Origin of the sequence: Marinarcus sediminis (SeqCode) (genome assembly GCF_048571275.1) — a bacterium.
GTDB classification, from domain to species: Bacteria; Campylobacterota; Campylobacteria; order Campylobacterales; family Arcobacteraceae; genus Marinarcus; species Marinarcus sediminis.
The window spans coordinates 1,811,444-1,838,238 of record NZ_CP182357.1; the positions used below are offsets into that span (position 1 = coordinate 1,811,444).

29 protein-coding genes are annotated in these 26,795 nt (G+C 33.8%); 8 read left to right on the plus strand and 21 right to left on the minus strand.

The features are described from left to right. Positions 1 to 6 precede the first annotated feature (6 nt). On the minus strand, positions 7 to 324 hold the full coding sequence (locus tag ACNI3C_RS09100; protein ID WP_419769491.1) for a 4Fe-4S dicluster domain-containing protein: 318 nt from the start codon (positions 322 to 324) through the stop codon (positions 7 to 9). A 358-nt stretch (positions 325 to 682) separates the two neighbouring features. Between ACNI3C_RS09100 and ACNI3C_RS09105 the strand changes: the two genes are divergently transcribed. The 4 genes from ACNI3C_RS09105 to trpC are packed head-to-tail and all read left to right on the plus strand — an operon-like array spanning position 683 to position 3,826. Then, positions 683 to 1,399, plus strand: a complete 717-nt coding sequence (locus tag ACNI3C_RS09105; protein ID WP_419769492.1) for a tRNA1(Val) (adenine(37)-N6)-methyltransferase — start codon at positions 683 to 685, stop codon at positions 1,397 to 1,399. Beyond that, positions 1,396 to 1,779, plus strand: coding sequence for a YkgJ family cysteine cluster protein (locus tag ACNI3C_RS09110; protein WP_419769493.1), 384 nt, complete (start codon positions 1,396 to 1,398; stop codon positions 1,777 to 1,779). The genes ACNI3C_RS09105 and ACNI3C_RS09110 overlap by 4 nt, the downstream gene beginning before the upstream one ends. Next, positions 1,755 to 3,038, plus strand: coding sequence for a tetratricopeptide repeat protein (locus ACNI3C_RS09115; protein WP_419769494.1), 1,284 nt, complete (start codon positions 1,755 to 1,757; stop codon positions 3,036 to 3,038). The genes ACNI3C_RS09110 and ACNI3C_RS09115 overlap by 25 nt, the downstream gene beginning before the upstream one ends. Then, positions 3,035 to 3,826 carry an indole-3-glycerol phosphate synthase TrpC gene (trpC, locus tag ACNI3C_RS09120; protein ID WP_419769495.1) on the plus strand — a complete coding sequence of 264 codons (792 nt, stop codon included), beginning with the start codon at positions 3,035 to 3,037 and terminating at the stop codon, positions 3,824 to 3,826. The genes ACNI3C_RS09115 and trpC overlap by 4 nt, the downstream gene beginning before the upstream one ends. 9 nt (positions 3,827 to 3,835) lie before the next feature. Here trpC and ACNI3C_RS09125 read toward each other — a convergent pair whose 3' ends face one another. The 13 genes from ACNI3C_RS09125 to ACNI3C_RS09185 form a co-directional block, all read right to left on the minus strand. Further along, positions 3,836 to 5,335, minus strand: a complete 1,500-nt coding sequence (locus ACNI3C_RS09125; RefSeq protein WP_419769496.1) for a hypothetical protein — start codon at positions 5,333 to 5,335, stop codon at positions 3,836 to 3,838. Between the two features lie 251 nt (positions 5,336 to 5,586). Further along, complete coding sequence (locus ACNI3C_RS09130; RefSeq protein ID WP_419769497.1) at positions 5,587 to 6,264, minus strand: YggS family pyridoxal phosphate-dependent enzyme; 678 nt, start codon at positions 6,262 to 6,264, stop codon at positions 5,587 to 5,589. A gap of 3 nt (positions 6,265 to 6,267) precedes the next feature. Continuing rightward, complete coding sequence (gene rseP / locus ACNI3C_RS09135; RefSeq protein ID WP_419769498.1) at positions 6,268 to 7,323, minus strand: RIP metalloprotease RseP; 1,056 nt, start codon at positions 7,321 to 7,323, stop codon at positions 6,268 to 6,270. Positions 7,324 to 7,326: 3 nt separating this feature from the next. Further along, on the minus strand, positions 7,327 to 7,869 hold the full coding sequence (gene pgsA, locus ACNI3C_RS09140) for a CDP-diacylglycerol--glycerol-3-phosphate 3-phosphatidyltransferase (RefSeq protein WP_419769499.1): 543 nt from the start codon (positions 7,867 to 7,869) through the stop codon (positions 7,327 to 7,329). After that, positions 7,869 to 8,636: an enoyl-ACP reductase gene (locus ACNI3C_RS09145; protein WP_419769500.1), complete on the minus strand. Its 768-nt coding sequence runs from the start codon at positions 8,634 to 8,636 to the stop codon at positions 7,869 to 7,871. The genes pgsA and ACNI3C_RS09145 overlap by 1 nt, the downstream gene beginning before the upstream one ends. Beyond that, positions 8,636 to 9,523 (minus strand): 4-hydroxy-tetrahydrodipicolinate synthase, encoded by an 888-nt coding sequence (gene dapA / locus ACNI3C_RS09150; protein ID WP_419769501.1) that lies wholly within the window; start codon positions 9,521 to 9,523, stop codon positions 8,636 to 8,638. Before dapA ends, ACNI3C_RS09145 begins: the two co-directional genes overlap by 1 nt. Positions 9,524 to 9,533: 10 nt before the next feature. Beyond that, complete coding sequence (locus tag ACNI3C_RS09155; protein ID WP_419769502.1) at positions 9,534 to 10,001, minus strand: globin domain-containing protein; 468 nt, start codon at positions 9,999 to 10,001, stop codon at positions 9,534 to 9,536. A 2-nt stretch (positions 10,002 to 10,003) separates the two neighbouring features. Next, positions 10,004 to 11,341: a M16 family metallopeptidase gene (locus ACNI3C_RS09160; RefSeq protein ID WP_419769503.1), complete on the minus strand. Its 1,338-nt coding sequence runs from the start codon at positions 11,339 to 11,341 to the stop codon at positions 10,004 to 10,006. A gap of 11 nt (positions 11,342 to 11,352) precedes the next feature. Then, positions 11,353 to 12,414 (minus strand): quinone-dependent dihydroorotate dehydrogenase, encoded by a 1,062-nt coding sequence (locus ACNI3C_RS09165; RefSeq protein ID WP_419769504.1) that lies wholly within the window; start codon positions 12,412 to 12,414, stop codon positions 11,353 to 11,355. Positions 12,415 to 12,496: 82 nt separating this feature from the next. Beyond that, positions 12,497 to 14,206 (minus strand): ABC transporter ATP-binding protein, encoded by a 1,710-nt coding sequence (locus ACNI3C_RS09170; RefSeq protein ID WP_419769505.1) that lies wholly within the window; start codon positions 14,204 to 14,206, stop codon positions 12,497 to 12,499. Between the two features lie 62 nt (positions 14,207 to 14,268). Further along, on the minus strand, positions 14,269 to 15,570 hold the full coding sequence (murJ, locus tag ACNI3C_RS09175) for a murein biosynthesis integral membrane protein MurJ (protein WP_419769506.1): 1,302 nt from the start codon (positions 15,568 to 15,570) through the stop codon (positions 14,269 to 14,271). Continuing rightward, positions 15,560 to 17,095 carry an endonuclease/exonuclease/phosphatase family protein gene (locus tag ACNI3C_RS09180; protein ID WP_419769507.1) on the minus strand — a complete coding sequence of 512 codons (1,536 nt, stop codon included), beginning with the start codon at positions 17,093 to 17,095 and terminating at the stop codon, positions 15,560 to 15,562. Before ACNI3C_RS09180 ends, murJ begins: the two co-directional genes overlap by 11 nt. 84 nt (positions 17,096 to 17,179) lie before the next feature. Continuing rightward, positions 17,180 to 17,833, minus strand: a complete 654-nt coding sequence (locus tag ACNI3C_RS09185; RefSeq protein ID WP_419769508.1) for a ferritin family protein — start codon at positions 17,831 to 17,833, stop codon at positions 17,180 to 17,182. Between the two features lie 217 nt (positions 17,834 to 18,050). Between ACNI3C_RS09185 and ACNI3C_RS09190 the strand changes: the two genes are divergently transcribed. Next, complete coding sequence (locus ACNI3C_RS09190) at positions 18,051 to 18,452, plus strand: Fur family transcriptional regulator (RefSeq protein WP_419769509.1); 402 nt, start codon at positions 18,051 to 18,053, stop codon at positions 18,450 to 18,452. A gap of 4 nt (positions 18,453 to 18,456) precedes the next feature. Here ACNI3C_RS09190 and ACNI3C_RS09195 read toward each other — a convergent pair whose 3' ends face one another. Then, complete coding sequence (locus ACNI3C_RS09195; protein WP_419769510.1) at positions 18,457 to 19,374, minus strand: calcium/sodium antiporter; 918 nt, start codon at positions 19,372 to 19,374, stop codon at positions 18,457 to 18,459. 2 nt (positions 19,375 to 19,376) lie between these two features. Beyond that, the gene (gene ybeY / locus ACNI3C_RS09200) at positions 19,377 to 19,796 is read right to left on the minus strand and encodes an rRNA maturation RNase YbeY (RefSeq protein WP_419769511.1); all 420 of its coding nucleotides are present in this window, start codon (positions 19,794 to 19,796) and stop codon (positions 19,377 to 19,379) included. Between the two features lie 117 nt (positions 19,797 to 19,913). Between ybeY and ACNI3C_RS09205 the strand changes: the two genes are divergently transcribed. Continuing rightward, the gene (locus ACNI3C_RS09205; RefSeq protein ID WP_419769512.1) at positions 19,914 to 20,318 is read left to right on the plus strand and encodes a thioesterase family protein; all 405 of its coding nucleotides are present in this window, start codon (positions 19,914 to 19,916) and stop codon (positions 20,316 to 20,318) included. Between the two features lie 7 nt (positions 20,319 to 20,325). Here ACNI3C_RS09205 and radA read toward each other — a convergent pair whose 3' ends face one another. Next, positions 20,326 to 21,675 carry a DNA repair protein RadA gene (gene radA, locus ACNI3C_RS09210; RefSeq protein WP_419769513.1) on the minus strand — a complete coding sequence of 450 codons (1,350 nt, stop codon included), beginning with the start codon at positions 21,673 to 21,675 and terminating at the stop codon, positions 20,326 to 20,328. A gap of 169 nt (positions 21,676 to 21,844) precedes the next feature. Here radA and ACNI3C_RS09215 point away from each other — a divergent pair, with 169 nt between their 5' ends. Beyond that, positions 21,845 to 22,501, plus strand: coding sequence for a Bax inhibitor-1 family protein (locus ACNI3C_RS09215; protein WP_419769514.1), 657 nt, complete (start codon positions 21,845 to 21,847; stop codon positions 22,499 to 22,501). Between the two features lie 23 nt (positions 22,502 to 22,524). Next, positions 22,525 to 23,079, plus strand: coding sequence for a YqiA/YcfP family alpha/beta fold hydrolase (locus ACNI3C_RS09220; RefSeq protein ID WP_419769515.1), 555 nt, complete (start codon positions 22,525 to 22,527; stop codon positions 23,077 to 23,079). A gap of 31 nt (positions 23,080 to 23,110) precedes the next feature. Here the strand turns inward: ACNI3C_RS09220 and ACNI3C_RS09225 are convergent, their stop codons facing one another. The 4 genes from ACNI3C_RS09225 to ACNI3C_RS09240 form a co-directional block, all read right to left on the minus strand. Then, positions 23,111 to 24,037 carry a c-type cytochrome gene (locus ACNI3C_RS09225; RefSeq protein WP_419769516.1) on the minus strand — a complete coding sequence of 309 codons (927 nt, stop codon included), beginning with the start codon at positions 24,035 to 24,037 and terminating at the stop codon, positions 23,111 to 23,113. 81 nt (positions 24,038 to 24,118) lie between these two features. Continuing rightward, the gene (locus ACNI3C_RS09230) at positions 24,119 to 25,246 is read right to left on the minus strand and encodes a sensor histidine kinase (protein ID WP_419769517.1); all 1,128 of its coding nucleotides are present in this window, start codon (positions 25,244 to 25,246) and stop codon (positions 24,119 to 24,121) included. Continuing rightward, positions 25,236 to 25,892: a response regulator transcription factor gene (locus ACNI3C_RS09235; RefSeq protein WP_419769518.1), complete on the minus strand. Its 657-nt coding sequence runs from the start codon at positions 25,890 to 25,892 to the stop codon at positions 25,236 to 25,238. The genes ACNI3C_RS09230 and ACNI3C_RS09235 overlap by 11 nt, the downstream gene beginning before the upstream one ends. Further along, positions 25,889 to 26,782 carry a cache domain-containing protein gene (locus tag ACNI3C_RS09240; RefSeq protein ID WP_419769519.1) on the minus strand — a complete coding sequence of 298 codons (894 nt, stop codon included), beginning with the start codon at positions 26,780 to 26,782 and terminating at the stop codon, positions 25,889 to 25,891. The genes ACNI3C_RS09235 and ACNI3C_RS09240 overlap by 4 nt, the downstream gene beginning before the upstream one ends. Between the last annotated feature and the right edge of the window lie 13 nt (positions 26,783 to 26,795).

Here is a 26,795-nt window from a genome sequence, read left to right on the forward strand (position 1 = left end):
TTCTCCTTAAGCGCTTAGCACTCTATAATTATTTTTTTTGATCGCTTCGCCTCGTTCTTTTGCTTCGTCAGTCAGTTTTGCGAACTTAAATTCTTTCTTATCTGCAACGTAGATTGCGAAATCTGGACATGATAATTCGCAGTCTGTACACCCAATACAAGATTCTGATGCGACAATAGAAATCATTGCACCTAAAGTTGAAGTTGGTTCTGGTTTCATTGCAAGAACACCAGCAGGACAAACAGATACACACACATCACATGCTTTACATCTTGCTACGTCTACCCATACTGGAGTATTTGCAGGAGCTTCCATAATTGCCATATTTTCCCCTTAATTGTTTTAGATAAATAGTTTAGAATCTACTCAAACTATTAATGTTATGATAATAACCTATATTAGTAAAGATATCTTGTAAATCCCTTATTATTTTTAATTAATCTTTTCTCTTGTTACCATATGATACAAGTAAATTTTTGAGATTTTACAGAAAAATTACAACTCAGTAAATGTAACAATTTTATCTTTTTAAAGCCTAAAAATAGGGATTTTATAAAAATGACTCTCTTTTGTTATTTATTTAAAAAATTAATAATACCTTTTGTGATTTTTACTGTTTTTTTCAGATTAAAATATTTTATTTTAATTGGGTATAATACAAAAAATTTACAGAAAAAAGGCAATGAAATTGGTTTTGTATCAACCTCAAAATGGGTACTGTTATAACAGCGATACCCACTTTTTATACTATTTTATTTGTGAAAACCTTAAAAAATTTAAAAATATACAAGGTGAAATACTCGATATAGGAAGTGGCAGTGGTATTCTTGGTTTGCTGCTTACAAGAGATTATTCACGGCTTAATTTGAACCAGTGTGAACTGCAAAAAGAGTTTCAAGAGCTCTCTTTGAAGAATGCACAAACCAATGGTTTGTCAGCGCATCTGTATCGAGGAAATTTTTTAGAACTCACTTTTGATAAAGAGTTTGATATGTGTGTTTCTAACCCTCCTTTTTATCACGGTAATGTAATCAAAAGTGAAAATGAAAATTTAAAAATTGCGCGATACAATGACTCCATGCCTTTAGAAGCTTTTATAAAAAAAACCAATGAAATCTTAAATCAAAATGGAAAATTTTTCTTTTGTTATGATGTTAAGCAGATAAATGATATTATGCTACTTTTAAACAGATATAAATTTAATATTGAATCGATGCAGTTTATCTATCCAAAGAGAGATAAAGATGCCACCCTTGTACTGGTATATGCTAGAAAGAACTCAAAATCTTTAACGAAGATTCTCTCTCCTTTGATTGTTTTTGACAATGAAAACTTTACTTTGGAAGTTCAAAGAATTTATTCTAAAACACAAACACACAGTATTAAAGTTGAGATATGAGTGAATTAATAAAACAAGAGGGCTATTCTTACTCTTTTGATTGTAATGCCTGTTCAAAGTGTGAAGGTAATTGTTGCATTGGTGAGTCTGGATATATCTGGATTTCAAAAGATGAGATTGTTACATTAGCAAAGTTTATGAGTGTAAGCGTTGAGGAATTGGCGCAAAAATATTTGATGAAAGTAGGGTATAAGTACTCTATTAAAGAAGTTGAAGTTGCCAAAGGCAATTATGCATGCATGTTTTTTGATTTAGAAAAAAAACAGTGCAGTGTTTATGAAGCCAGACCAACGCAGTGCCGAACATTCCCTTTTTGGGAATATTTTAAAAATAATGAAGACGAGGTATACAAAGAGTGCCCAGCCGTAAAAGCTATTTAATACTATTTTTTATTTTACTTATTTTAATGGGTTGTGCTCCAAAGCAGCCAACCAGAGCAGATGCCAAACTGTATGAATTGGAAGATGAATATATTCTTTATGCCATTGAGTACGCGAATGAAGGCAAATATTTTATCAGTCGAGATTTGTATTTAGAGCTTTTTCAAAAAACGCATAAATATGAGTATTTACTCAAAGCACTTCGCTTCTCTTTGGAGTTAAAAGATTTTGCGTTTGCTAAAAAACACAGTGAAGATAATCTCAATTCAGATGAGCCTGAATATGAACAACTCTACAGAATATATATTGTTTCACTCTTGAATCTAAAAGAGTATGATAAAGCATTGGTAGAGTCGAAAAAACTTTTAGAAGAGTACAATAATATTCTTAACTATGAACTCATTGGAAATGTCTATTATATGAAAAAAGATTTTGCCAGTGCTGTGGAGTATTTTGAGAGTGCTTATAGCGTCAATAACAACTCAACAACACTTTTGAATTTGGTGAACATTTTATACTCATATTTAAATGAACAAGATAAAGCCATCTCATATTTAGAGACACATGTTCGACTTCAAGGGTGCGATATTGCTGTTTGTACACGATTGTTATCCATTTATCAAGAGCAACAAAATATTGATGGTGTTATCTCTATTTTAAAAAGAACTTATGAAAAGTTTAAAGAAGAAAAAAATTATTCTGCCATGATTAAAGCGTATAAAATGTTGATCGATTTTTTAGAGCAAAAAGATATTAATCTTGCAATTGCTTTTTTAGAGAAGAATCAAATTGATGATATTAAGTTAATTGATTTGTACAAACGTGCCAATCGAATGGAAGAGGCACTGGTGTTAGTGAAAAAAGTCTACAAACTCAATAAAAACATAGATTATTTGGCTCAAATTGCCATTTTAGAGTTTGAAAGTGCCCCCGATAAGAAAAAAGTTTTAAAAAGTGTCATTAAAAAGTTTGAAGATGTTTTGGCCGTTTTAGATAATCATATTTATCAAAACTATTTGGGGTATATTTTAATTGATTATAATATCAATGTAAAAAAAGGGGTTGCCTTGGTTCAAAAAGCCTTAGAAAAAGCACCCAACAATTTAGCCTACATGGATTCACTCTCTTGGGGGTATTACAAACAAAAAGAGTGTAAAAAAGCCAAACTCAACATGAAAAAAGTCGTTGATGCGATTGGCTTAACTGATGATGAAATTAAATACCATTGGAAGAAGATACAGGAGTGCAAAAGTAAATGATATTAGATGAGATTGTGAAAAGAACAATTGAAGATTTGGAAAAAAGAAAAAAAGATATTCCACTGGAGTTATTAGGAAGAAGTTTGGCTTCGAATCCTTTTGCACCAAGAGACGTTAAACCCTATTTGACAGCAACCAAAGATGAACCCATTCGTATTATTGCAGAAGTTAAAAAAGCGAGTCCTTCTAAAGGAATTATTAAAGAAGATTTCGACCCTATTGTGATTGCACAAAGTTACTCAAACAGTGGTGCTAACGCGATTTCAGTATTAACAGAACCTCACTATTTTAAGGGAGATTTAGAGTATTTAACTCAAATCCGACGATATGTTCCTACACCGCTTTTACGAAAAGATTTTATTGTGGATAAGTATCAAATTGTTGAAGCCTTAGTTTATGGAGCTGATTTTATTTTGCTCATTGCCAAAGCCTTAAGTACGAAACAACTCAGAGAGTTGTATGAGTATGCCTTGCACGTTGGTTTAGAAGTTTTGGTTGAAATTCACGATAAAGAGGATTTAACCAAAGCGATGAAATGTGGTGCTTCAATTATTGGAATCAATCACAGAAGTTTGGAAACATTTGAAATGGATATGACGCTTTGTGATCAGCTTATTCCCATGATTCCAAATGGTAAAATTATTGTTGCAGAAAGTGGCGTAAGCAATGTAGAAACCATTCAAAGACTCAGTGCCATAGGCGCAGATGCTTTTTTAATAGGAGAGCATTTTATGCGTGTTCCTTCTATTGAAGAAGAGGTGAAAAAATTTAAAAATGCGCTTGTTTAAGCGTATTTTTTAAAGTTCTACATCAAAAACCATTTTTCTTATTTCGATTTCCGATAACTCTTTATTTCCCTCTTGTGCTGCAGGTGGATTTTTAATTAAAAGTACTTTTTGTTTTAAACTCAACAGTTTGTATTTTGTTAAGTTTTTAAGCAACATATCATTAATCATATCTGGTGTTAACGTGTTGTTACTGATCATTTTATTGATGACATTTTGCAAATTTCTTTTTGTTTTTTCAAAGGTGGCTTCTTCATCGGTAAGAGCAATATACTCTCTGTCTAAATAGTCCATTACCGCAGCACCAGGATATTTGTAAGTTTTAATGCCATTATAGATAAATTCTTGGGCTTTAAGTGAACTGATAGCTACGCCCGAAAAAACAGAGCCTTGAACTGAAATTAACCCCTCTAATGAGGTGAGTTGATTGTGTGAACAGATAAAATCTTCTTTGACTACAGAGGGTGAAAACTCTAAGGAGGTGATATTATTTCTTAAAACAATAAAACTCTTTCCTACCTCTTTGGGTCCACCTTTTAAAGATGTTAATTCATTTTTAAAAGCCAAAAAGTTTCCACCGACTTTTCTGGGAGAGCCTTCAAGGGTAATCAATTCATTGTCGCTGATGTCAAAATCCCCTTCAACTTCATTAAAACTTAAAGGCAGTTTTGACAAATTGGCCAATCGGTCAGTTAATCGTACATGTCCATCCACATTTACAGACATATCTTCGAGTATTTTATAGTTTTTTATGTGGTGTTTATCCAACCACTCCGCAATCTCTTTTTTGTTTGTCAGTGCGACAAGGGGTTTATAAACGTGTGAAATGACTTCACTGCCTTTATATTTCCATGTTTTATTGATTTCATCAAAACTGCTTTGCAGATGGTTTAATCTGAAGTCTGTGGTTAATTCCCAACCAATTTCATCGGCAATATTGTTTAAGTCTTTTAATCGATTCCAGTAGCATTTGTAATCTTGTGCAACCACAATTGGACCACCAAACAGTGTTTCCAGTTGATTATTTGAACAGTCAAAATATCCATCGATATATTTAGGTCCACCCCTTAACGAGCCAATATGGTTATTGGAACATTTAAAATAATCTTTAACGGTTCTTGGACTCCCTTTGATGGAGGTTAATTCATTATTGGAGCAATCAAAATATCCCAATACTTCTTTGGGGGCATAAGATAAATCTTTTAGTTTATTGTATGAACAGTTGAAATCACCCACTTTATTGGGTGCACCAAACAGCGTTTCTAATTTATTATTTGCGCAGTTAAAATCTTTTGTAACGTGGGGAGGGCAACCTTCTAAACTGGTGAGTTCATTGTCGCTGATATCAAAATATCCATCAACAAGTTTAAACTCTATGGGCAATCGTTTGGATTTTAATTTGCCTTTTAAATTGACACTTCCATAAACCGTTACTTGAAAATTTTCTGATACAGCATAATTATCTATTGAGTATTTGTCCAGCCAATCTTCAATGTCTTTAATATTTCTCATTTGAAACCTTTTAGTTAAAAAAAGTTTTGTTACTTTCTTGAGATTTTATCATGTTAATACTTATAATGGATTGATAAAGTGTATAAAATATAGACTAAAAAAAACAATCTTAATTTAATTATTTTTTTTATTGGCAAAGAAAAAATTAATGCGTATATTCAAAATAACTTTTTTAGTAATCTTTTTTTAAGGGATGTTTCTAATAAATGAGTCAAACGTTACATTATTCAAATAAATAGAATAAAAATTATTTATTTGAATAAAGAGGAACCGACTCGAATCATATTTGAGCCACATTTAATGGCAAGAGGGTAATCCCCACTCATTCCCATAGAGCAATAAATTGCACCTAAAGGAGTTAACTCATCAAAAACTCTTTTTGTGGTTTCAAAGCTTTTTTTAACAATGGATAAATCCCCTACATGAGCACCAATGGTCATGACACCTTTGAGTTTGATGTTGGGACACTCTTGCATAATCTCTTTATATGTTTGAACTGCATCTTCTGGCAGAACACCGGCTTTGCTTTTTTCATAAGAGGAGTTAACCTGCATCAAACATGCCATGGTTTTGTTCTTGAGTTCAAGTTTTTTTTGTAGTTCAAGGGCAAGCTCTTTTGAGTCCAAACTCTGAATGAGAGTAGGATTAAGATCAATCAAGTTATTGATTTTATTTTTTTGAAGTCTTCCGACAAAATGCCACTCTAAAGGGAGCTCATGTAAAATCTTACTTTTCTCTTTTAAATCTTGTACTTTATTCTCTCCAAATGCACGTTGTCCTGCTTCATAAAGCGTTTTCACATCTTGGGCATTTGAATACTTGCTGATACCAATAATTTTTACAATATGATGATGACTCAGACTTAAGCGCGCAGACTCAACATTGGCAATGACATGATCTAAATTTTGAATGGCGATTTTTTTATCCATTTGTTATCCTTGTATTAATCGGTTGATGTCATTGAATATTCCCAACAGCATTAAACTCCCTAAAATTATCCAACCGGTGATGGTCAATGACATAAATACTCTTTCGCTGGGTTTTCGTTTTGTTATCATTTCATAAAGATTAAACATAATGTGTCCACCATCGAGTGCAGGAATTGGGAGTAAATTTAAAACACCCAAATTCACAGAAATGAGTGCCATAATTGAAAACAGAGCAATTACTCCACTTTGAGAAGCATCTGAAATGACTTTACCAATAGTAATAACACCACCGACTTCGCTGCTTGGAATAACACCTTGGATGAGTTTTTGAACCCCTTGAAAAATCATTTTTGATGACTCAACTGTTTTGTCATATGCAAAACCAATTGCTTCTATTGGAGTGTAGTGTATGGTGATAATTTTTGGTGCAGGGGCGATACCAACCATTCTTTTTTTGATTTTTTCTTTGAACATATTTTCGGCATCTGAAATATAGGGATTGATAATAAAAGAGTGTACTTGATTCTCTCTTTTTACATAAAATTGCAGTGTACCTTTTGATTGTCGTATAAATTTTCCCACTTCCTCCCATGTTCGCATATCTTGGTCATTGATTCGTATAATTTCATCATTGAGCATCAATCCCGATTTTGAAGCGGGTGAATTCTCAACAATTTTACCAATGGTAGGAGAGAGTGCATTGCTGCCTGAAAGAGCAATAAAAAAGTATAAAACCGCTGCGAGTGCAAAGTTTGCAAAAGGTCCTGCAAAAAGTATGATAATACGTTGCCACGGTTTTTTTGTGTTGTATGAATCATCTCCTTCTTCAATTAAAGAAGGATTTGAATCATCTTGACCTTTCATTTTTACATACCCTCCAAGAGGAATAAGTGAAAATTGCCAGGTTGTACCTTTGAACTCTTTAGAAATAAGTCGTTTACCAAAACCAATAGAGAATGTATGAACTGTTACCCCAAAAAACCTTGCAGCAAGAAAGTGTCCCAATTCATGTATAAATACTAAAACCGATAAGACAATGAGAAAATTAATTAAACCCAAATTTTAACCTTTAAAATATTCTTTTGTATATTCATATCCTGAATAGAGTGTTAAAGCAACCGCAAGCCAAAGTAGGGCAGTCGCAAAAGGCCAATTCATAATTAAAAACCCAATGGCAATCATTTGAATAACGGTTTTAACTTTTCCTGCCATTGATGCAGCAACATCTCTTCCTTCAGCAACGGCTAAAACCCGTAACCCTGTAATAAAAAATTCACGTGAAAGAATTAAAAATATCGCCCAAATACTTGCCCGATCTATCAGCATAAGACCTAAAAATCCTGCAAGCATGAGCATTTTATCGGCCAATGGATCAATAATAGAGCCCAATTTTGTCATTTGGTTCCAGTTTCGTGCAATAAAACCATCAAAAAAATCAGTTACTGAGGCAATAACAAAAATTAATCCTGCAAAATAATCCAGCCAACTGGGATGCCATGATGCAAAAAGAGCATTGTTTCTGTCAACTAAAAACCATAACATCAGCGGTGCTAAAGCTATTCTAAAAAGAGCAAGTATATTTGGAAGGTTCAACGCTTTTTTCATTATCGAAACGTAGTTCCACCATCAACAATTAAGGTATGACCCGTAACCCATGATGCTTCATTTGTACATAACCAATAGCATGCACTGGCTAAATCTTCTGGTTGTCCCATTCGATTCAGTGCTGAAAGTTCGGCTGTTTTTTGTTTTACCTCTTCGTAATTTGTAAATGCTCGAAGGGCATCTGTTTCAATTGGACCACCAGAAACGGCATTGACTCGAATACCCATCTCTCCCAATTCTGTTGCAGCATATCTTACCATAGCTTCAACAGCAGCTTTATTGGTACCATGTCCTGCATAGTTTTCAATATAGACCAAGTTCCCTGTACTGCTCAAACTTACTATTGCCCCTCCACCGATTTTTTCCATTCGTTTTGCTGCTTGTTGAGCACCACAAACAAAGGCATTTACCGTTGCAGTGTAAATATTATTCAATCCTCGAGGTTTGAGTTTCATAAATCGTCCATATCCACCTACCACTGCACGACCATAAATCATTGCATTTGATATAAAGTAATTGATTTGTTCAAAATCTTCATCAATTTTTTCAAACAGTTCTTTATATTTTTCAGGTTCTAAAATATTAAAAGGATAACATCTGGCTTTGATACCGTATGTTTTTTCTAAATCTTCAACCATATCCAGAGCAACTTGTTCATTTGAATTGTACGTAAATGCAACATTTACTCCCTCTTTTGCAAATCTGTATGCTGTCGCTCTACCAATACCTTTTGTAGCTCCTGAAATTACTAACGTTTTACCTTGCATTATTTTTTTACCTCATAGTTTTTTAATGTTTCTTCTAATCTTTGCATTGTAACATCACTTGGTGGTGTTAATGGCAATCTGTACTCCAATGTATCTAAAAGTCCTGCAATATACATGGCTGCCTTGATTGGAATAGGATTGCTTTCACAAAACAATGCATTATTGATGGCATAGAGTTTATTGCTGACCTCTTTTGCTGTTTTAAAATCCCCATTTAAAGAAGCGTGTACCAATTGGCTTTTTAAGTTAGGAAGGATATTTGCAGTTACTGATATGATTCCACTTGCACCATTCGCAAGCATAGGGAAATCAATGGCATCATCACCTGAAATGACACAAAAATTAGGTCGTTTGGATAAGAGTTCAATGGCACGTTCTAATGAACCTGTTGCCTCTTTGATGGCATATATATTTGATACATCATCAAAGAGTCGAATGGCTGTATTGGCTTCAATATCAACACCTGTTCTTCCTGGCACATTGTAGAGCATAAAAGGAATTTCGACAGATGATGCAATGGCTTTATAGTGTTGATACAACCCCTCTTGAGAAGGTTTATTATAATACGGTGCAACAGAAAGCAATCCATCGGCTCCTACAGCTTGGGCATGTTTTGCAATATCGCACGCTTCATGTGTGGCATTAGAACCGGCACCCGCGATAACTTTGACATGCGTACCTTTACATGTCGCCACGGCAATTTCAATACACTCTTTATGCTCTGCATGACTCAACGTTGCACTCTCTCCTGTCGTACCTACTGGAACAACTGCATCGATACCCTGTTCAATTTGTCTTTTAATTAATCTCTCATAGCAAACAGTATCAACTTTACCATTTTTAAATGGCGTAATTAAAGCTGTCATTGCACCTGTAATATTGTTCATTCTCTTCCTTTTAAACTTTGACTATATTTTCTGGTAATTCTATACCGGTATTGACATTGACCGTATGTTTAGAAAATGTCTCTAAATATTTCCAGAAACTCATTTTTGCTTCATTGGAAATATTGATTGTATTTAAAACCTCTTGCATACAACCCAGCCACTCTGTTCTCGCTTTTTCTGTGATCGAAAAAGGTTCATGTGCTTTAATCATATCAAAATGTCCCATTGTTTCACTGTAGTGCTTAGGACCACCACACGCCTCTATAAAAAACTTTACATTGTGCGCTTTTACCTTTTCCAGCTCTTCCTCTTCTTGTGGAAAAAAGTTAGCAATATCACTTTGTGTCAATAAATCATAAAAATCATTAAATAATTTCACAACTCCCTCTTCCCCTAACTCTTTTAAAAAAAGTGGACTAGGAAGATCGAATGTCGGCGTTTCACCAAATTGTGTTTTGGTTATTTTATAATCCATCATACCTATTTATCCTTTTTTAATATCACCGTTGTAGAATTTTGTACTGTTAAATACTTATTCGCAACATCAACGATCTCTTTTAACTTGAGTTTATCGATATTGGCTTCATACTCAAAAAGCGGTTTGATATTATCTCTGACAAAGTAACTTCCATATAAAGAGGTGACACTGCTTGAACTTTCAAGTGAAAAAATAAAATCGTATTTGGTGTTAATTTTGATTTTTTCTAACTCAGATTTTTTAATTTTGCCTGCTTTAATTTCATCAACAATTGATAAAATTTCTTTTTCTACATCTTTGGCTTTTACATTGGGGTTACAAACCGCCATAAACATAAATACGCCTGGGTCTTTGAGTTCCATATTATAGGCATATATGGCATTCACCATTCTTTTTTCATCGACCAATTTTTTTTGTAACAATGAGCTTCGTCCTGAACTGAGAAGTTCACTTAATGCTGAAAGTGCAATTTGATCTTTATGCTCAAAATTTGGAACATGATAGGTGATGGCCAACATTTCTACTTGTGAATCTTTATGTACAATGACTCTTTTTGCTCCGTCTTGTTTTGGTTCAACAGTATGGATTGAATGAGGAATCTCTTTTGTATTTTTAATTTTTTCAAAATGTTTTGTGGCCGTTTCAAAAATCTCCTCTTTTGAAATATCACCTGCTACTACTACTATTGCATTTTTGGGTTGATAATAAGTTGAGTGAAAATCTTTGATATCATCAATACTCCAATTTTTAATATCGCTCATAAATCCAATAGGTGTCCAGTGATAGGGATGATACATAAACGTATTATTAAAGAGTCTGAATTGCAAATATCCCATTGGGCTATTGTCTGTTCTCCAACGTCTCTCTTCTGCAACAACATCTCGTTCGGGTTGAAACTCTTCATCTTTAAGGGTTAAATTCTCCATAAGTTCGGCAAAAAGTTCCAATGATTTGTCCATATTTTTAGAACTTGATTTGATGAAATAGTGTGTATAGTCAAATGAGGTTGAAGCATTATTAACTCCACCAAATCCTTTGACAATTTCATCAAATTCACCCGTTTTGAGGTTTTTTGTTGATTTAAAATTGAGGTGTTCAAGCATATGAGCAATACCTGTTTTACCCATAATTTCATTGCGACTTCCTACTTTATAAAAAATATCCGTAGAGACAACATTGGTACCTTTTTTCATAGGAATTGCAACAATTTCTAAACCATTTTCTAATGTTTTTGTATAATATTTTGGTAAGCTGTTGCTCATTAAATCTCCTGATAGTATAATTAATAATGAATATTGAATAATGAATAGTTTGAATATATTTTTTGCTATTGTATTCATTATCTCTCTTTTTATTTTTTTAAATCTGAACCAATGACATCTTTGATGTTTTTAAATCCATCTTTATGCATCAGTTTTAATAGTCCCAAATTAATCTCACGAACCATTCCTGGCCCTTCAAAAATAAGTCCGGTGTAACATTGAACCAATGATGCTCCCGCTTTTAATCGTTTGTATGCTTCTTCTGCATTGCTTATTCCACCCACACTAATAAGAACCGTTTTCCCATAAAGTTCTTTGGCAATGGCTTGGAAAAGTTCATAAGACTTTTGCGCTAAAACTTCCCCTGAAAGCCCCCCAATACTCTTAGGATGAGGCACGAGAGAATAGTCAATGGTGGTATTGGTTGCGATAATACCAGCTGCTCCACTTTTAACTGCTGTTTTACACAACTCTATGGCAACTTTAGCTTCCATATCGGGAGCAATTTTAAGCAAAACAGGTTTATGAGTTAAACTTTTTGCCATGGTAAAAAGTTCTGTAATAAACGCTTCATTTTGCAAATCTCGCAAATTGGGTGTATTAGGACTTGAAATATTGATGACCAAATAATCACTGATCTCTTTAAAACGATTGATTAAAATTTTATAATCACTTAACGCATGCTCTTGTGGTGTGCTTTTATTTTTACCAATATTTGCACCCACAGGTATATCTGCAGGGAAAACTTTTTTTAAATTTTTTGCAACAACAAAAGAGCCTTCATTGTTAAATCCCATCGCATTTTGAAGCGTTTTTTGTTCTGGATGTCTAAAGAGTCTGGGTTTTGCATTTCCCTCTTGTGGTTTTGGGGTCATGGTTCCAATTTCTGTAAAACCAAAACCAAGTGCAGGCATGGCTTTAACCATGGTTGCATTTTTATCAAAACCTGCTCCCAATCCTACGGGGTTTTCAAAGGTAACGCCAAAAATTTCTTGTTTTAAATCATCGCTTCTAATGAAATTTCTTGCAGTCATGTAGTTATTGATGCTTCTTAAAAAGGGCAATACTCTTAAACTGAATTCACCAAGTGTATGAGCCGTTTCGGGATCAAACATAAACAATATTTTTTTTAGTCCATCGTATTTAAACAAATTTATACCTTTTTTAAAATTCTGACATTTTATCTAAATTTTTTTGAAACAATCTTGATAAGTTGGATTTAATAACTGCAAGTTATATATTTGCCAAATTATGAAGTCGTTGGTACTCTTTACAAGACGTAATCAACTCTTTTTCTGTTCCCAAACAAACAATTTTTCCCTCTTTAAAAACAGCAATTCTGTCTGCATGTTTAATGGTGCTTAATCGGTGAGCAATAATAAACGTGATTTTATCTTTGCTGACCTCTTCTATGACTTCAGAGATGATCGATTCACTCTCATTGTCCAGTGCAGAAGTGGCTTCATCGAGTATCAAGAGTTGAGGATTTTTATATAAAGCACGAGCAATAGCGATTCTTTGTCTTTGTCCTCCGCTTAAATTTGTACCAAATTCGTCCAGTTTGGTATGGATACCTTTTGGCATTTTGGAGACAAAATCAAAAGCGTGTGCTTGTTTTAAAGCTTCAATGACTTTTTTTTCATCCACACTGAAACCATACGCGATATTTGCAGCAATCGTGTCGTTAAAAATATAAACGCGTTGGGTTACTACAGAGATATGTTTTCGTAACGATTTAATATCGAAGTTTTTTATCTCTTGATTATTGAATGAAATTTGGCCTGAAAATGTATCATAAAATCGAATAATCAAATTAATCAATGAAGATTTCCCCCCACCACTGTCACCGACTAGGGCAATGGTTTCCCCTTTGAAAGCCTCTAAATTGATACCATCTAACGCAATTTTATCATCATATTTTAGAACAACATCTTTAAACTTAATTGACTCGATTTTCTCAGGCAGTAAATCTTTTCCGCCAAGAATAGTGGCTTTATGATTGAAAATTGTGTTGATTCTTTCATTGGCAGCTAAGGCATCTTGCATGGTGTTGTACAAAGATGAGAGTCTTTTAATGGGCGTATAAAGCATAAAAAGCGCAGTCATAAAAGAGAAAAATGCTCCCACCGTTAATTCATTTTGAATGACTTCTCTTCCCCCTATGATAATCACAACTGCAACAGCTAATGCACCTAAGGTTTCCATAATAGGGGAGGTAAGTTCATTGGTTTTGACCGATTTAATGCTGATAGAAAAATATTTTTTATTATGATCAGCAAATTTTTTGCTCTCTAAATGCTCTGTTGAATTGGCTTTAATGATTTCAACGTTGTTAAACGTTTCACTTAAATGAGAGGTGATATCTGAAATACTCTCTTGTGAACTGAAAGAGAGTTTTTTCATTTTTTTTGCCAAAATGGTCAGCGGATAAATGGCCAAAGGAAGTACGACTAAACCATAAAATGCCAATTCGGCACTTTGGTAAATGACCACACCAATGAGCGCGACAATGGTGAGCATTTCTCGAATGAACTCAGCAATTTGGCTTGAAACAGCTGCTTGAATTCGGTTGATATCATTGGTGATTCTTGAAATCAACTCTCCCCCATGACGTTTTTGGAAAAATTCAATGTCCAAAGTTAAGATATGTGCCAAAAGTTTATCTCGAATGATTCGAATAATGTCTTGACCAATGTATGAAATATAGTATGCTTGAATATATCGTCCAAATCCTTTGGCAAAATAAAGAGCCACAACAATAAAAGGAAGAATTTGAAGCATCTGCATATCTTTTGCAATAAAGATTTCATCTAAAAGGGGTTTAATCACATACGCAGAACCTGACGTCCCTCCTGCAACCAATAACATCCCGATAAATGCGTAGATAAATTTTCGTATGTAGTTTTTATAATAAGGTAAATATTGTGTAAAAAATTCTTTCATTGATTTCCCATAAAGTATGCGTTAAAAGCAGATATTATATCTAAAAGCGATAAAAGGATAGCTTAGGCTTTAATCAGAGTATAGAATTTTTTAAACCCAAACTCTTTTATGGTCAGATAAAAAAGAATAAACCCACTCAATGTAGAAGCAAAAGCAAGTCCTGCAGCTTCATAAGGTACAATCAATGCCAATGAAAAAACAATGTTCCATGACAATGCTTTCATGGATATTTTTGCTGCAATGAATTGTTTGTCTGTAGCATATAACCACAAAGAAAATATTTTTGATAAACCAAACGGTAAGAGACCAATTAAATACATGGTTAAAATTAAAGCGGTATTTTTTGTATCCGTTTGGGTAAAGGCACCTCTTTCAAAAAGCAGTTCAATGATGGCTTTGTCAAAGACAATTCCAATGAGTGTTGCAATACTTAAAAGAGCAAAAAGAATTAAAAATGATTTGCGCATGAGTTGTAACGCTTGGTTTTCATTACTGTTTTTGATTGCTCGTGCAATCATGGGAAACAAAGAGATTGATGTGGCAATGGCAAAAAGTGCCAAAGGCAGTTGAAAAATACGGTTTCCATAATATAAATAAGAGATGCTTCCTGTCATTAAAAATGATGCCAACCATGTATCAATAAATGCTGAAACATGGCTTGTTGATGAACCCATGGTGGCACTTAAAAAGTTTTTGTAAAACTTGTTTGTTGCACTGTTGTTAAACGATTTGAAGGTGAATATTTTCAGTAAACTTTTGCTTTTCATTGCCATAATATGTACAACAACTTGCAAAATTCCACCTGCAATGACACCATAACTTAAGTAATACGTAATGGTGTATTTATCCATGTTTTTTGATAAAAGTAAAGCTGCAATGAGCGTGAGATTTAAGAGTGCGGTCGAATAAGCTGTAGTGGCAAAGTGGTGTTTGTATTGCAATAAAGCAGCCATAAAAGTTACGATGAAGATTAAGGGCAAATAGTAAAAATTGATGGAGACAAGAGGTGCGGCTAACGCAATGGTTTTGGCATCAAATCCAATGGCAATGACTTTTGTGACCATAGGAGCAAATGCTGTTACAAAAAGAGATAAAAAGAGAATAAAAGCCAAAAATTGTAAAAAAACAACCGATGAAAATCGGATTTTTTGTTTTGATTTGGCATAGGCAGGAATAAACGCTTGTGTAAATGCTCCCTCAGCAAAAATTCGTCGAAAAAGGTTAGGCACTTTAAAAGCAATAAAAAAAATGTCGGAAAATACATTGGCACCTAAGATGGAAGCCATAAGTAAATCCCTTAAAAATCCCAAAAGTCTTGAAGTTAAAATACCACTGCTGTTTGTAAAGATAGATTTAATTAACACGTATATCACTTTTTTTATAGAGTATGATTTGTACATTGGATTTATAAAAGCCCAAATGTCCTGACATTATAGTTATTTTTTGCCCATTTTTGGGTAAAAGTGTTTTATCTTTGGCATAAATTCGTATTTTATGATGGTTAAATTTTAAGTAACCATCATAAAATATTCCACTTAAGTGTGTAATGATTTCATTTTGATATGTTAAATTAAGCAGATCAATATTGTTGGCATCCAAGTAAAATTCATTGATTTGATACTCTTTTTTTTCATTTGTGATTTTTAAACTTTTGATCTCTTTTAATCCAAAATAGTTTGAAAGCGTCTCTACTTCAATATCGTAACTCATGCCCAGTTTTAACTCTTTTGCACACCCATATGCATAGATGGCTCGGTCATTTTTTTGTTTTAAAATGGCGCTGTCGTTATTTTTATAAATAACAATCACATCGTTGAGCTTTAAACTCTTTTCTAAGTGGTTGATTTTGTATAAAAAAGAGATGCGGTTTTCGTATTCCAAAGCCAAAGGTGTTTTATATTTTTCAGTAGAAAATGTAGCCATGATGGGAAGGTGATCAGAGTAACCTCGGTTTTGATGAAACCCATTTTTGACTTCCCATCTTTTTACTTTGTTGCCATCAAATAAATAGGAGGCTTGATAAACTTTGAATGAATTGGGCACATAGGAGATGTTTTTTTCATCAAAAAGAGCTTTTGCAACAATGATATTATCGGGCGTTTCATTATGATTCCTGAATTTATAACTGAATCGTTTCTCATAAGGCAAATCAAGCCATAAATTGTAATGTACGTTCTCTTTTTGTTCTAAAATATGCTCTTTTTGAACAAACTCTTGATTTAATGAAGTATTTAAAATTTGATTTATGCCCGTGATATTGTAAGAGTCATTGAGTTTTTTGTCATTTTTAAAGCTCAAATATTCATCGTAATTTGAATTGAAGTCTCCTACAAGAATATAATCTTCACTCTCAGGGAGAGTATCTAAATATGTTTTCAGACTCAAAGCATACTCAATACGTTTAGATTCAGCCACTTTTTTTGAACTCCAGTGGTTGTTAAAGAGAGTTAAACTGTGATTATCAATTGTGAACATAACCTTTTGTATGGGGCGTGCGAATGTTGAATTGCTTTTTATAGGTATGGCTTGGCTTTGTGTGATTTTATATTTACTTAAAATACCCAAACCAATTGCCGCATTTTGATTTTTAATAAAATCAGCATAAGCATATTGGGGTAGGGTCTTTTTTAACAGCATTAAAGCCTCTTTAGATTCAACCTCTTGTAAAGCAATGATATCAGGATTCATGGACGTAATGACGTTTGAAATATGGTTGAGTTTAACCGTTAATGTGTTGTGATTCCAATTGGTTTTATGAGGGATATACTCTTGATACTCTGTACCATTGTGATTTAAATCAAAAAGGTTTTCAATGTTATACGTGGCAACGGTGAAATTTTTTGCACATATATGAAGAGATAAAAAAAGGAATAAAAATAGTGTTTTCATCTGGAAATTATAGTTAAAGAATGATTAGTTATACGTAAGGAGATAATATAACGAGTCACTCTAACTCGTTATATTATAAATGATTTATTTTTTGCTGTTAAGTCTTGATTGATACTCTTGAGGATGTTTACAAACAGGACAAACTTTTAAGGCTTTTTTCCCTCTGTGTACATGCCCACAAATTTCACAAATCCACTCCTCTTCTTCATTGTCACTGACAAACTCTTGACCCTCTTGAAGTCTTTGTAAAAGCATTTTATACATATTTTCATGTTCAACTTCAATGTGTCCAATCATTTCAAGCATTCTTGCAATATCTTTGTGCCCTTCCTCTTTTGCAATTTTTGCAAAATCTGGATACATCGTTGTATTTTCATAACTTTCACCTGCAATGGCATAACCTAAATTTTCAAGTGTATCTCCTAACTCTTTACCGGTGTTAAGTAAATTACAGGCTTTTAGTTCAAGTTTTGCATGCATTTTTTCATTGTTTGCAGCTCTTTGGAAATGTTCAGCAATGTCTCGGTAACCCTCTTTTTGTGCTACTTTTGCAAAATACTCATATTTGTTTCTGGCCATAGATTCACCGGCAAACGCTTTCATAAGATTCACAGAGGTTAAATCTGTTGTAATCATCTCCATATCTTGACCACAGCAAGAGAGTGTTCCTCCCCCCACATTTGATACTTCAACTACATTCCCACATTTGTTACATTTATATGATTCATATTGTCTCATTCTTAAACTCCTACAGTTTTTTATTTAAAGGATAATTTTTTTCCTTGGAGAATTATAATCCATAATAGCTTAAAGGAAAATAATTATCAACTAATAATCTTTTTAATTAACGAATCTATACAGGTTCATTTTATATACTTTTAAAATAAAGTATTGTGTTTAAACAAGATTAAACGAAATATCTTTTATTATACACTTTTAAAATAAGGTTTTAGTTATGAATTATGCAGAAGAATTAAAAAAATATAATTTAAAAGTAACTCCTCAAAGAGTTGCTATTGTTCAAGAGCTTTATCTGTTTGGTCATTTGAATATCGATCAACTCTATACTAAACTCTTAAATCAATTTCCTTCTATTTCGCTTGCAACCATTTATAAAAACATGAATGCAATGATTGAGAGAATTTTTATCCAAGAGGTTAAAATACCCCATGAAAAGTCTGTTTATGAATTGAGCAAAGCAAGCCATGCCCATGTGGTATGTGAAAAATGTAAAAAAATAGAAGATATTATGATTTCAACTCAAGGCGTTTTAGAAGAAGTAAAAGAAAAAAGCAGTTTTTCTATTACCAATTCAGCCATGGTGTTTAGTGGTATATGCAGTGAGTGTTCAAAATAGCTTTTTATAAGCTGTTTTGAATCACTAACGCTAACACTACCATTAAAGCGATTCCAGCACTTTTATTGTAAAGTTTGTTTGCTGTTATAAAGACCAACATCAATGAAACAATAAGCGCTGCAGTTACATCAAAAAAGTTTGTTGAAAGATTTACATTCAGTGGATTTACAATTGAACTCAACCCTAATACCATCGTAAAGTTAGCTACATTTGAACCAATAATATTCCCAATGGCCAAATCCGCATTGTTGTTCATGGCAGATTTAACCGAAATCATCAGTTCGGGCAGACTTGTCCCAAATGCCACTAAAAACAGACCAATAATCCACTCACTGATACCAAATTCTCGGGCAATATTGCTTGCACTTTGTACTGCAAAATCAGCTCCCCCAATGGTTAAAACAAATCCTGCAATCAATAAGAGTGCTGTTTTTGTCCAAGCAAAAGGCTCTTTTGCCAACTCTATATCCACCTCTTCTACTTGATTGCTGTTGATTAAAAAAAGCAAATAACCTGCCATTAAACATAAAAATAAAATGCCATCAACTAAGCCCAGTGTTCCATCAATTCCCATGAGAATAAAAATGAGTATAGGGAAAAGTGCCCACGCTGAATCTTTGGCAAAAATATCTCTTTTCGGAACGATTTGTTTGGCCAATAAAAAAACAACTCCCAAGACCAATGAAATGTTAAATATGGTGCTACCAATGACGTTGGCAACGGCAATATCACCGCTTCCTTTAATGGAAGCAGAGATGGATACTGCCATTTCAGGCAGACTTGTACCTAAAGCGACCAATGTGGCACCAATGACAAAGTGTGAAATGTTGTAATGCAATGCAATACGTTCACTCTCTTTGATGATAAAATCTGCGCCATAAATCAGTGCACCCATTGATATAATAAAAATGATGAAATCCATTATTAACTGTTCCTTACGATTAAACTATCAGGCAGGTGAAAAGCGTTAATGAGTTCTTCTTCTTTGGCACGATGTTCACCCTTATCCACTTCATGATCATAACCCAGAAGATGCAGAATACCGTGAATAAATAGAAGTGAAAGTTCATCTGAAAAAGTATGCCCAAACTCTTTGGCTTTGTCTTGCACAAAATCAACGGAGATAACAATAGAACCCAAAGGCATATCAGGCAAATCAAACTCTAAAGGAAAACTTAACACATCGGTTGCTTTGTCTATGTTTCTGTGCTCTTTATTTAAAATTTGTATTTCATCATTATGTACTAAAATCAGTTCAATCATTTTTGATGTCAGTTCATTTTTGATGATTTCTAATGTCGATATATCGATTACTAATTCTGTGCGATTATCAAAGTCAATCATTGCTGTCCATTTGTTTTACGCGGATTATAGCAAAATTAACTCAATTAGTAAATAAGAAATTCTTTTTTATCTTTAAGTTAATTCAATATAAAATATAAAAAATATTAGGAGTTCATAATGGCATTAGAAGTTGGAATGAAAGCAACCATAGAGTTTACAGTTCAAGAGAAAGATTTGGCAAAAAATTTAGAGATTTCAAGTGATGATAACTTTCCCGAAGTATTTGCAACGGCACGAATGGTTGCACTTATGGAAGCCAGTGCTGCAAAAATATTGATTCCTTTTTTAGAAGAGGGGCAACTCTCTGTTGGTGTTGATGTCAATATCAAACACCTTGCGCCCACACTGTGTGGTGATATTGCAAAAGCAACGGCAACGTATGAAGGAATGGAAGGAAAACTCTATAAATTCAGTGTAGAAGTTGAAGATTCAGGCGGAAAAGTGGGGATGGGAACACACCAAAGAGCCATTATCAGCGAAGCCAGACTCATGGATGGTGCACAAAAAAGAGTACAAAAATAGTACTCTTTTAAAACAGTTCAATCATTTTAGAGACTTCATCCACGGTAAAACACTTCATATCTTTGATACTTTTAGGTTTTGTTGCCACGATGGCTTTGGTAATGCCTTGTGTTGAAGCCTCTTTGAGTCGTATGTCCATAGAGTAAACATCTTTTATTTCACCCGTTAAACTTACTTCTCCAATAAAAACAGACTCTTTAGAGATGGGACGATTTCTAAAAGAGGAGATGATAGCCGCAATAACGGCTAAATCGCCTGAGCTCTCTTTGATTTTTATGCCTCCACTGATGTTGATAAATACATCGTAGTGATTCAGTGGCAAGTCGAGTTTTTTTTCTAAAAGAGCCAACAACATATTTAATCGGTTGGAATCAAACCCTGTGGCACTTCTTTTTGGGTTGGGGTAGGTTGATTCACACACCAAGGCTTGAACTTCCAAAATCAAAGCTCTTGTCCCTTCTAAACTCACAGTTAATGCTGAACCCGATTGCGGTTTGCTTTTGTCAAAAAATTTAGAGGCAATCTCTTTGGCACTGACCAAACCTTCATTGGTCATTTCAAATATTCCAATTTCACTTGTACTTCCAAAACGGTTTTTAAAGCCACGTAACATTCGTATTTCTCTGCTGGTTTCTCCTTCAAAATATAAAACCGTATCAACCATGTGCTCTAAAACTCGTGGACCTGCAATGCTTCCATCTTTGGTAATATGCCCAATAATAAACATGGCAATATTGGTATCTTTGGCTTTTCTCATGAGTTCAAAAGTAATCTCTCTGACTTGGGAAACACTTCCTGGAGCACTGGTTAAATTGCTTGAATAGATTGTTTGAATGGAGTCAATAACCACCACTTCATACGCTTCTCGTAAAAGTTCATGCATGATCTCTTCCAGTTTAATTTCAGACAACAGATACAAGTTGTCTTCATTGGCTTCAAGACGTGTGGCGCGAAGTTTGATTTGACCAGCACTCTCTTCACCGGAAACGTACAACACTTTTTTATTAGTTTTGGCAATATTTCCAGCAACTTTTAAAAGCAGCGTTGATTTTCCTACTCCTGGGCTTCCTCCAATGAGGGTTAAACTTCCTGGAACAATTCCTCCTCCTAATACCAAATCAAATTCGCTGTCGTTTGAGGTAAAACGGGTAATATCATCTTGTTGGATTTGGGTTATGGGCTTGGCTTTGGAATCCCCTGTTGTGATTTTAGAGATTTGTTTGAGTACCTCTTGTTGCGTTTCATTAAGTTCAATAAAACTTTCCCAAGCTCCACAATTTGGACATTTTCCTAACCATTTGCTCGATTGTTCTCCACAATGTTGACACTCAAATAAAGATGTTTTTTTCTTTGCCATAATCTGTTCCTGTGTATGTTATGGTGCAATTATAATCCATTTTTTCTAAGGGGGTAAAAAAAATGGCAAATTGTAATATTTTTATAAAAAAGTTTTCTAATTAAGACATTTAAGTGTTGAATGAATATAATGTGAGCTGAATATACAATCATATAATAGAGGAAATAAAATGGCGTCAGATGTATTTGAACGACGAGAGACTACGGATGCGATTATTGGAGATACACTTTATAATGTTGCAATTGGATTGACGTTATGTTGGGGATTTGTTCTGAATTGGTATATGGTGACGGATATCGATACCCAATGGATTGCAAGTATTAATCCTTGGGTCTTTTTTATTGGTTATTTTGCCTCATGTTTTTTTGGAATTTATCTTTTTAACAGTTCAAATAATCCCTTTGTCAGTTTTATTGGCTACAACTTTGTGGTGGTGCCATTTGGGTTAATCATCAATCTTGTAGTCAGTCGTTATGACACAGAACTGGTTTCTGAAGCAATCCGAATTACAGGTTTAGTGACAGTTTGTATGATGTTCTTAGGTGCCATGTTTCCTGCTTTTTTCAAAAAAATTTCAGGGGCATTGACCGTTGCGCTTTTATTGGTGATTGTGGTTGAATTGGTAGAGTTGTTTGTTTTTGGAATACATCATGGCATCATTGATTGGATAGTTGTGCTGATTTTTTGTGGTTATATTGGTTATGATTGGGGACGTGCCAATCAAATTCCTAAAACATTGGACAATGCCATTGACAGTGCTGCGGCACTTTATATGGACATTATCAATTTGTTTTTACGTATTTTAAGAATACTTGGGCGAAAATAGCAGTTCAAAAATGAGGTAAAAAAATGATTATTTACATACATGGATTTGGAAGTTCTGGCTTTGGAGGGAAAGCGTCACTCTTTAAAGAGGAGTTTCAAAATGAGATTATTCTTCCCTCTTTGAGTTATGTACCAACACTTGCCATTGATACCTTAGAGCAACTCATTAAACTTTTAATGCGTAAAGGTGAAAAACTCTTTTTGATAGGTTCATCTTTGGGTGGTTATTATGCAATCTATTTGGCCAATAAATACAGTTTAAAAGCTGTACTGATTAATCCTGCGATTACACCTTATGATTCATTGAATAAAATGGGTATGTCAACCAACTACTTCGATTTTTCTAAATTTGAAGTAACTCCTGAACATATGCAAGTGTTACGAAAGTTTGAAGTTCAAAATATTCTAAAACAATCAAATTTTTTATTGTTGTTACAAACGGGAGATACACTTTTAAATTATGAAGATGCTTTGGACAAATTTCCAAAGGCAAAAAAAGTGGTGCAAGAGGGCGGTGATCATAGCTTTGTCAATATTGAAACGTGTTATAAAGACATAAGAGACTTTTTTGAACTTTAGAAGTAAGGAGAACCTTACTTCTAAAGAGGTATTAGTTCCCTTTGATTGTTTTTAAATCTAAACCAAATGCTTTGAAGTTTGACTCAACTGAGTGTTTTTCTTCATGGACATCTGAATTATAGTGTCCCATCTTTTCTTTTGGCAATAGATGATCTTTTAAATCAAAGCTGGCTCTTGGTTGTGCATTGATAAAGAGTGCAACATCGGCTGCTTCTTGGTCACTGAGTGTTCCACCTTGTCCTAATGGCATATTCTCTTTTATCCAAGCGGGAGCTTTGTTGAGTTTACTCATACCTGCGCCTGTATTATAAGATAGCCATTTGCCTTTTTCATCTTGACCCCATAATGGAGGGAATGCTGCCATACCTTTACCATTGGCACCGTGACATGAAGCACATTTTGTTTCAAATGTTTTTTTACCCGCTAAGTAGTTTTCATGAGTGGCTTTTTTTTGAATGGCTGCGAATTTTTTTTGTTCTGCCGCCCATCTGTCACTTGTAAGAACACTGCATGGTCTTTTTTCATCCATTTTTATTTCAAAACCAGTAGAGAGCCAGGTAATGTATGCAGCCATTGCGACAGATGCTTTTGTATCAACAATCGGTCTTGTACCATTCATACTTCTCATATAACAGTTATTGATTCTGTCTTGCAGCGTTTGTACTGTTTTTTCTCTACCTGAAAATGCAGGGAAAGATGCAGCAGTTCCTCTGAATGTTCCAATTGTGGTTATGGTGCCAGGTTTTCCATCGGCACCTTGAATATGACAACTTTTACATTGGAGGTTATTTCCCACAAAATCTTTTGTTAATGGGTGAGTATTGGTTTCGTTCATAATCGCTTCACCCAATTTAACCATCTTCCCTAATTCGCCATTAGGGTAAGTTTTAGGCACCTCTGGTGTTTGTGCAAAAGCATACAAGCTTGTTAATGTAATGATTAAAAGCAATTTTTTCATAACTTCTCCTTTTATTTTAGTCAGTATAACAAAAGAGTGTTACTTTAAAGTTGATTTTTCAATATTAGTATTAAGATATGTTTAAGGCTTGAAAATGTACTTAAACGTGGTGCCTTTTTCAAGATCAGAAGTGCAAAGAATTTGAATTTGGTTTTCGTTGCAAATATTTTTGACAATATTCAAGCCAATACCAAAACCACCTTTTATTGAGTTTTCTTTGTAATATCGTTCAAAAATACGTTTGGTATCCTTGATGATTTCACCCTTATTGTGTACTTCAAAAACAGTCTGTTCCTCAGCAATAAAGAGTTTGATTTTAATGGTGGTATTTTTATGCGAATATTTAATGGTATTGGATAAAGTATTGTCAATGATACGTTGTAAATGGGTACGATTGATATAGAGTTTAACCGAAGGGGTAATGACTGCTTCAAGTTTGAGTTGTTTAGAGTGGGTGAGACTCTCAAATTGATCCAGCCGTTGAGAGAGCAAAGAGGAGAAGTCAAGCATCTCTTTATTGTAGCTGACACTTTTTTGTTTGATTAAGTACTCAATATCTTCATAGACTAAAAAAAGATTTTTCGTGGCATTGATTGAGCGTTCTATCTCTTTGATTTGAGGCTGTTTTTCATCGAGAATTTCTAAATTGAGTTGAATGACACCCAAGGGCGTTTTAAGTTCATGAAGCGAATCATTAAAAAAAGCGTCCAAATATTCATTGGCTTTTTGATAAGGCTCAACACTGGCTTTAATGAGCAGATAAATGGATAAAAAGATAAAGAGTCCTACACAAATAGACAAAATGGAGATTTTCAGATAAATCTCTTTGTAGGAAAGGTATTTAAAGACAATCAACTCTTTGGCATTTAAGCGATTATTGCCTAACAGTACTGCGATTTCGACTTTAGACTCCTCTTTGATATTTTGATTTTTAGTTTTATAGATGAGTTTGCCCTCTTTATCATTTAATTGGGCATGATATTTAAACGATTTTGGGAAAATAAAGGTATCGCTTTTTGAGTTTGAAAAGTCATATATGGCACGTTGAATTTTTTGGGCGTGGTCAATGAGCTCTTTGTTTTGTTTGATTTTGTAATTTTCAAGTTCCAAATTGGTATAAAAATAGGTGGGTATGGCAATAAATACAAAAAAGATAAAGGTATAAAAAACAGAGATATTAAGGATAAATTGTTTGCTTTTATTGACCAATTTTGTATCCTAATCCTCTTTGATTGAGAATAAAATCTTTAGAGGTTTTGTCTCTTATTTTTTTTATACAAATACGGATGTCGGCTTCACAAATATATTTGTCATTCCAAACTTCTTCACGCAGTCTGTCAAGAGAGACAAACTCATTGAGATTTGAAATGAGTGTAAATACAACGGCACACTCTTTTTTACTTAATGCAATGGGTACATCATTTAAAGAGAGTTCTGTTTTAATAATATTATAAGACAATCCCCCATTTAAGAGAATGATTTTTTTACAATTGCCATAAAACTGTTTGATGAGTTCCTCTATTCTGTATCGTAACTCTTTGGGTGAAAACGGTTTTTTAATATAATCATTGCACCCCAGTTCATAACCCAAACTCAAATTATTGATGTCTGTCAAAGAGGTGATGTAAATTACGGGTATGTCATTTTTCTCTTCTCTTAAAATTTTCACCAACTCATAGCCATTTAATTTTGGTACACGAATATCTAAAATAAGCAGATGGTATGTGTTTTCGTAAATGGCATCAAGTGCATCTTCTCCATTGTCAAAATCATCTACCTCGTACTTTAAACTCTCTAAATACTCTTTGATCGTCTGTTTATACTCTAAATCATCTTCTAAAAGTAATAATCTCATTCTATGGTAACCTTGTGTAAATGCTGAGTGTTTTGTTCATCTTCATACGCATTATTGATTTTAATGTGCTTTGCATTTTTAATACCAGTGAAGATATAACCTAAAGGATTATTGTTTAAATCGTAATAAGAGAAGTAGCTAAAGGAGTAGTTTGTGTTTGAAACATAACCATACTCTTTGAGCTCTTTTAATGGAATGTTTTCAAAATTTTTGAAGTCAGCTTTATTGACTAAGACATACTCTAGGTATTTTGGATTGTTTTGTAATCGTGTGGCAATGTTTAAATACTTTTGGTTTAAAAGAACAAAAAGCGTATACCCTTTTTGTTCTAACTCTTTTGAAAGATGTTCAAAATCGATAATGGTTTCGATTGAACCTATAAAAACACCATTTTGAAGCAGAGGTGAAATGGCTTTAATATTTAAACGCTTGCCTAACTCAATAGAGACCAAAGGTTTTTTTTCTTCTTTGACTTTAACCAAACCTTGTCGAAAAGAGGCCAAGGCAATCCCCTTTTTAGACAAATCCCAACTTCTGAGATATGTTGTGAGGTCTTGATTGTGAATTTGCACTTCAAAGTTGCTGTTTTGCAGTTGTTTTAAGGCTTCAATTTTTTGATTAACAATGGCAAAACTCTCTTCTCTGTTTTTATGTAAATAGCTGTTGAGTATCTCTTTGTCTTGAGACAATAAAATTGACAAAGATAAGGCATATCTTTTTTGCTCTTCAAAAAGGTTTTTGGTTGTAGAAAGAGAGTTTTCTAAATTATTAAGCAGATTATCACTGTGATTGGTTTTAATAAGAATATAAAAAATAAGAGCAATAAAAAAAGAGGTGATAACGATAATAGTAAGCAAATATCGGTTGCTTTTTGAGTTTAACGTGCTCAAGTTATCATCTTTT

Bases quoted from the DNA above. Each gene is read 5' to 3' on its own strand.
- ACNI3C_RS09100 (WP_419769491.1), bottom strand. From the start codon at position 324: ATGGCAATTATGGAAGCTCCTGCAAATACTCCAGTATGGGTAGACGTA.
- ACNI3C_RS09105 (WP_419769492.1), top strand. From the start codon at position 683: ATGAAATTGGTTTTGTATCAACCTCAAAATGGGTACTGTTATAACAGC.
- ACNI3C_RS09110 (WP_419769493.1), top strand. From the start codon at position 1,396: ATGAGTGAATTAATAAAACAAGAGGGCTATTCTTACTCTTTTGATTGT.
- trpC (WP_419769495.1), top strand. From the start codon at position 3,035: ATGATATTAGATGAGATTGTGAAAAGAACAATTGAAGATTTGGAAAAA.
- ACNI3C_RS09125 (WP_419769496.1), bottom strand. From the start codon at position 5,335: ATGAGAAATATTAAAGACATTGAAGATTGGCTGGACAAATACTCAATA.
- ACNI3C_RS09130 (WP_419769497.1), bottom strand. From the start codon at position 6,264: ATGGATAAAAAAATCGCCATTCAAAATTTAGATCATGTCATTGCCAAT.
- pgsA (WP_419769499.1), bottom strand. From the start codon at position 7,869: ATGAAAAAAGCGTTGAACCTTCCAAATATACTTGCTCTTTTTAGAATA.
- ACNI3C_RS09145 (WP_419769500.1), bottom strand. From the start codon at position 8,636: ATGCAAGGTAAAACGTTAGTAATTTCAGGAGCTACAAAAGGTATTGGT.
- dapA (WP_419769501.1), bottom strand. From the start codon at position 9,523: ATGAACAATATTACAGGTGCAATGACAGCTTTAATTACGCCATTTAAA.
- ACNI3C_RS09155 (WP_419769502.1), bottom strand. From the start codon at position 10,001: ATGATGGATTATAAAATAACCAAAACACAATTTGGTGAAACGCCGACA.
- ACNI3C_RS09160 (WP_419769503.1), bottom strand. From the start codon at position 11,341: ATGAATACAATAGCAAAAAATATATTCAAACTATTCATTATTCAATAT.
- ACNI3C_RS09170 (WP_419769505.1), bottom strand. From the start codon at position 14,206: ATGAAAGAATTTTTTACACAATATTTACCTTATTATAAAAACTACATA.
- ACNI3C_RS09180 (WP_419769507.1), bottom strand. From the start codon at position 17,095: ATGAAAACACTATTTTTATTCCTTTTTTTATCTCTTCATATATGTGCA.
- ACNI3C_RS09185 (WP_419769508.1), bottom strand. From the start codon at position 17,833: ATGAGACAATATGAATCATATAAATGTAACAAATGTGGGAATGTAGTT.
- ACNI3C_RS09190 (WP_419769509.1), top strand. From the start codon at position 18,051: ATGAATTATGCAGAAGAATTAAAAAAATATAATTTAAAAGTAACTCCT.
- ACNI3C_RS09195 (WP_419769510.1), bottom strand. From the start codon at position 19,374: ATGGATTTCATCATTTTTATTATATCAATGGGTGCACTGATTTATGGC.
- ybeY (WP_419769511.1), bottom strand. From the start codon at position 19,796: ATGATTGACTTTGATAATCGCACAGAATTAGTAATCGATATATCGACA.
- ACNI3C_RS09205 (WP_419769512.1), top strand. From the start codon at position 19,914: ATGGCATTAGAAGTTGGAATGAAAGCAACCATAGAGTTTACAGTTCAA.
- radA (WP_419769513.1), bottom strand. From the start codon at position 21,675: ATGGCAAAGAAAAAAACATCTTTATTTGAGTGTCAACATTGTGGAGAA.
- ACNI3C_RS09215 (WP_419769514.1), top strand. From the start codon at position 21,845: ATGGCGTCAGATGTATTTGAACGACGAGAGACTACGGATGCGATTATT.
- ACNI3C_RS09220 (WP_419769515.1), top strand. From the start codon at position 22,525: ATGATTATTTACATACATGGATTTGGAAGTTCTGGCTTTGGAGGGAAA.
- ACNI3C_RS09225 (WP_419769516.1), bottom strand. From the start codon at position 24,037: ATGAAAAAATTGCTTTTAATCATTACATTAACAAGCTTGTATGCTTTT.
- ACNI3C_RS09235 (WP_419769518.1), bottom strand. From the start codon at position 25,892: ATGAGATTATTACTTTTAGAAGATGATTTAGAGTATAAACAGACGATC.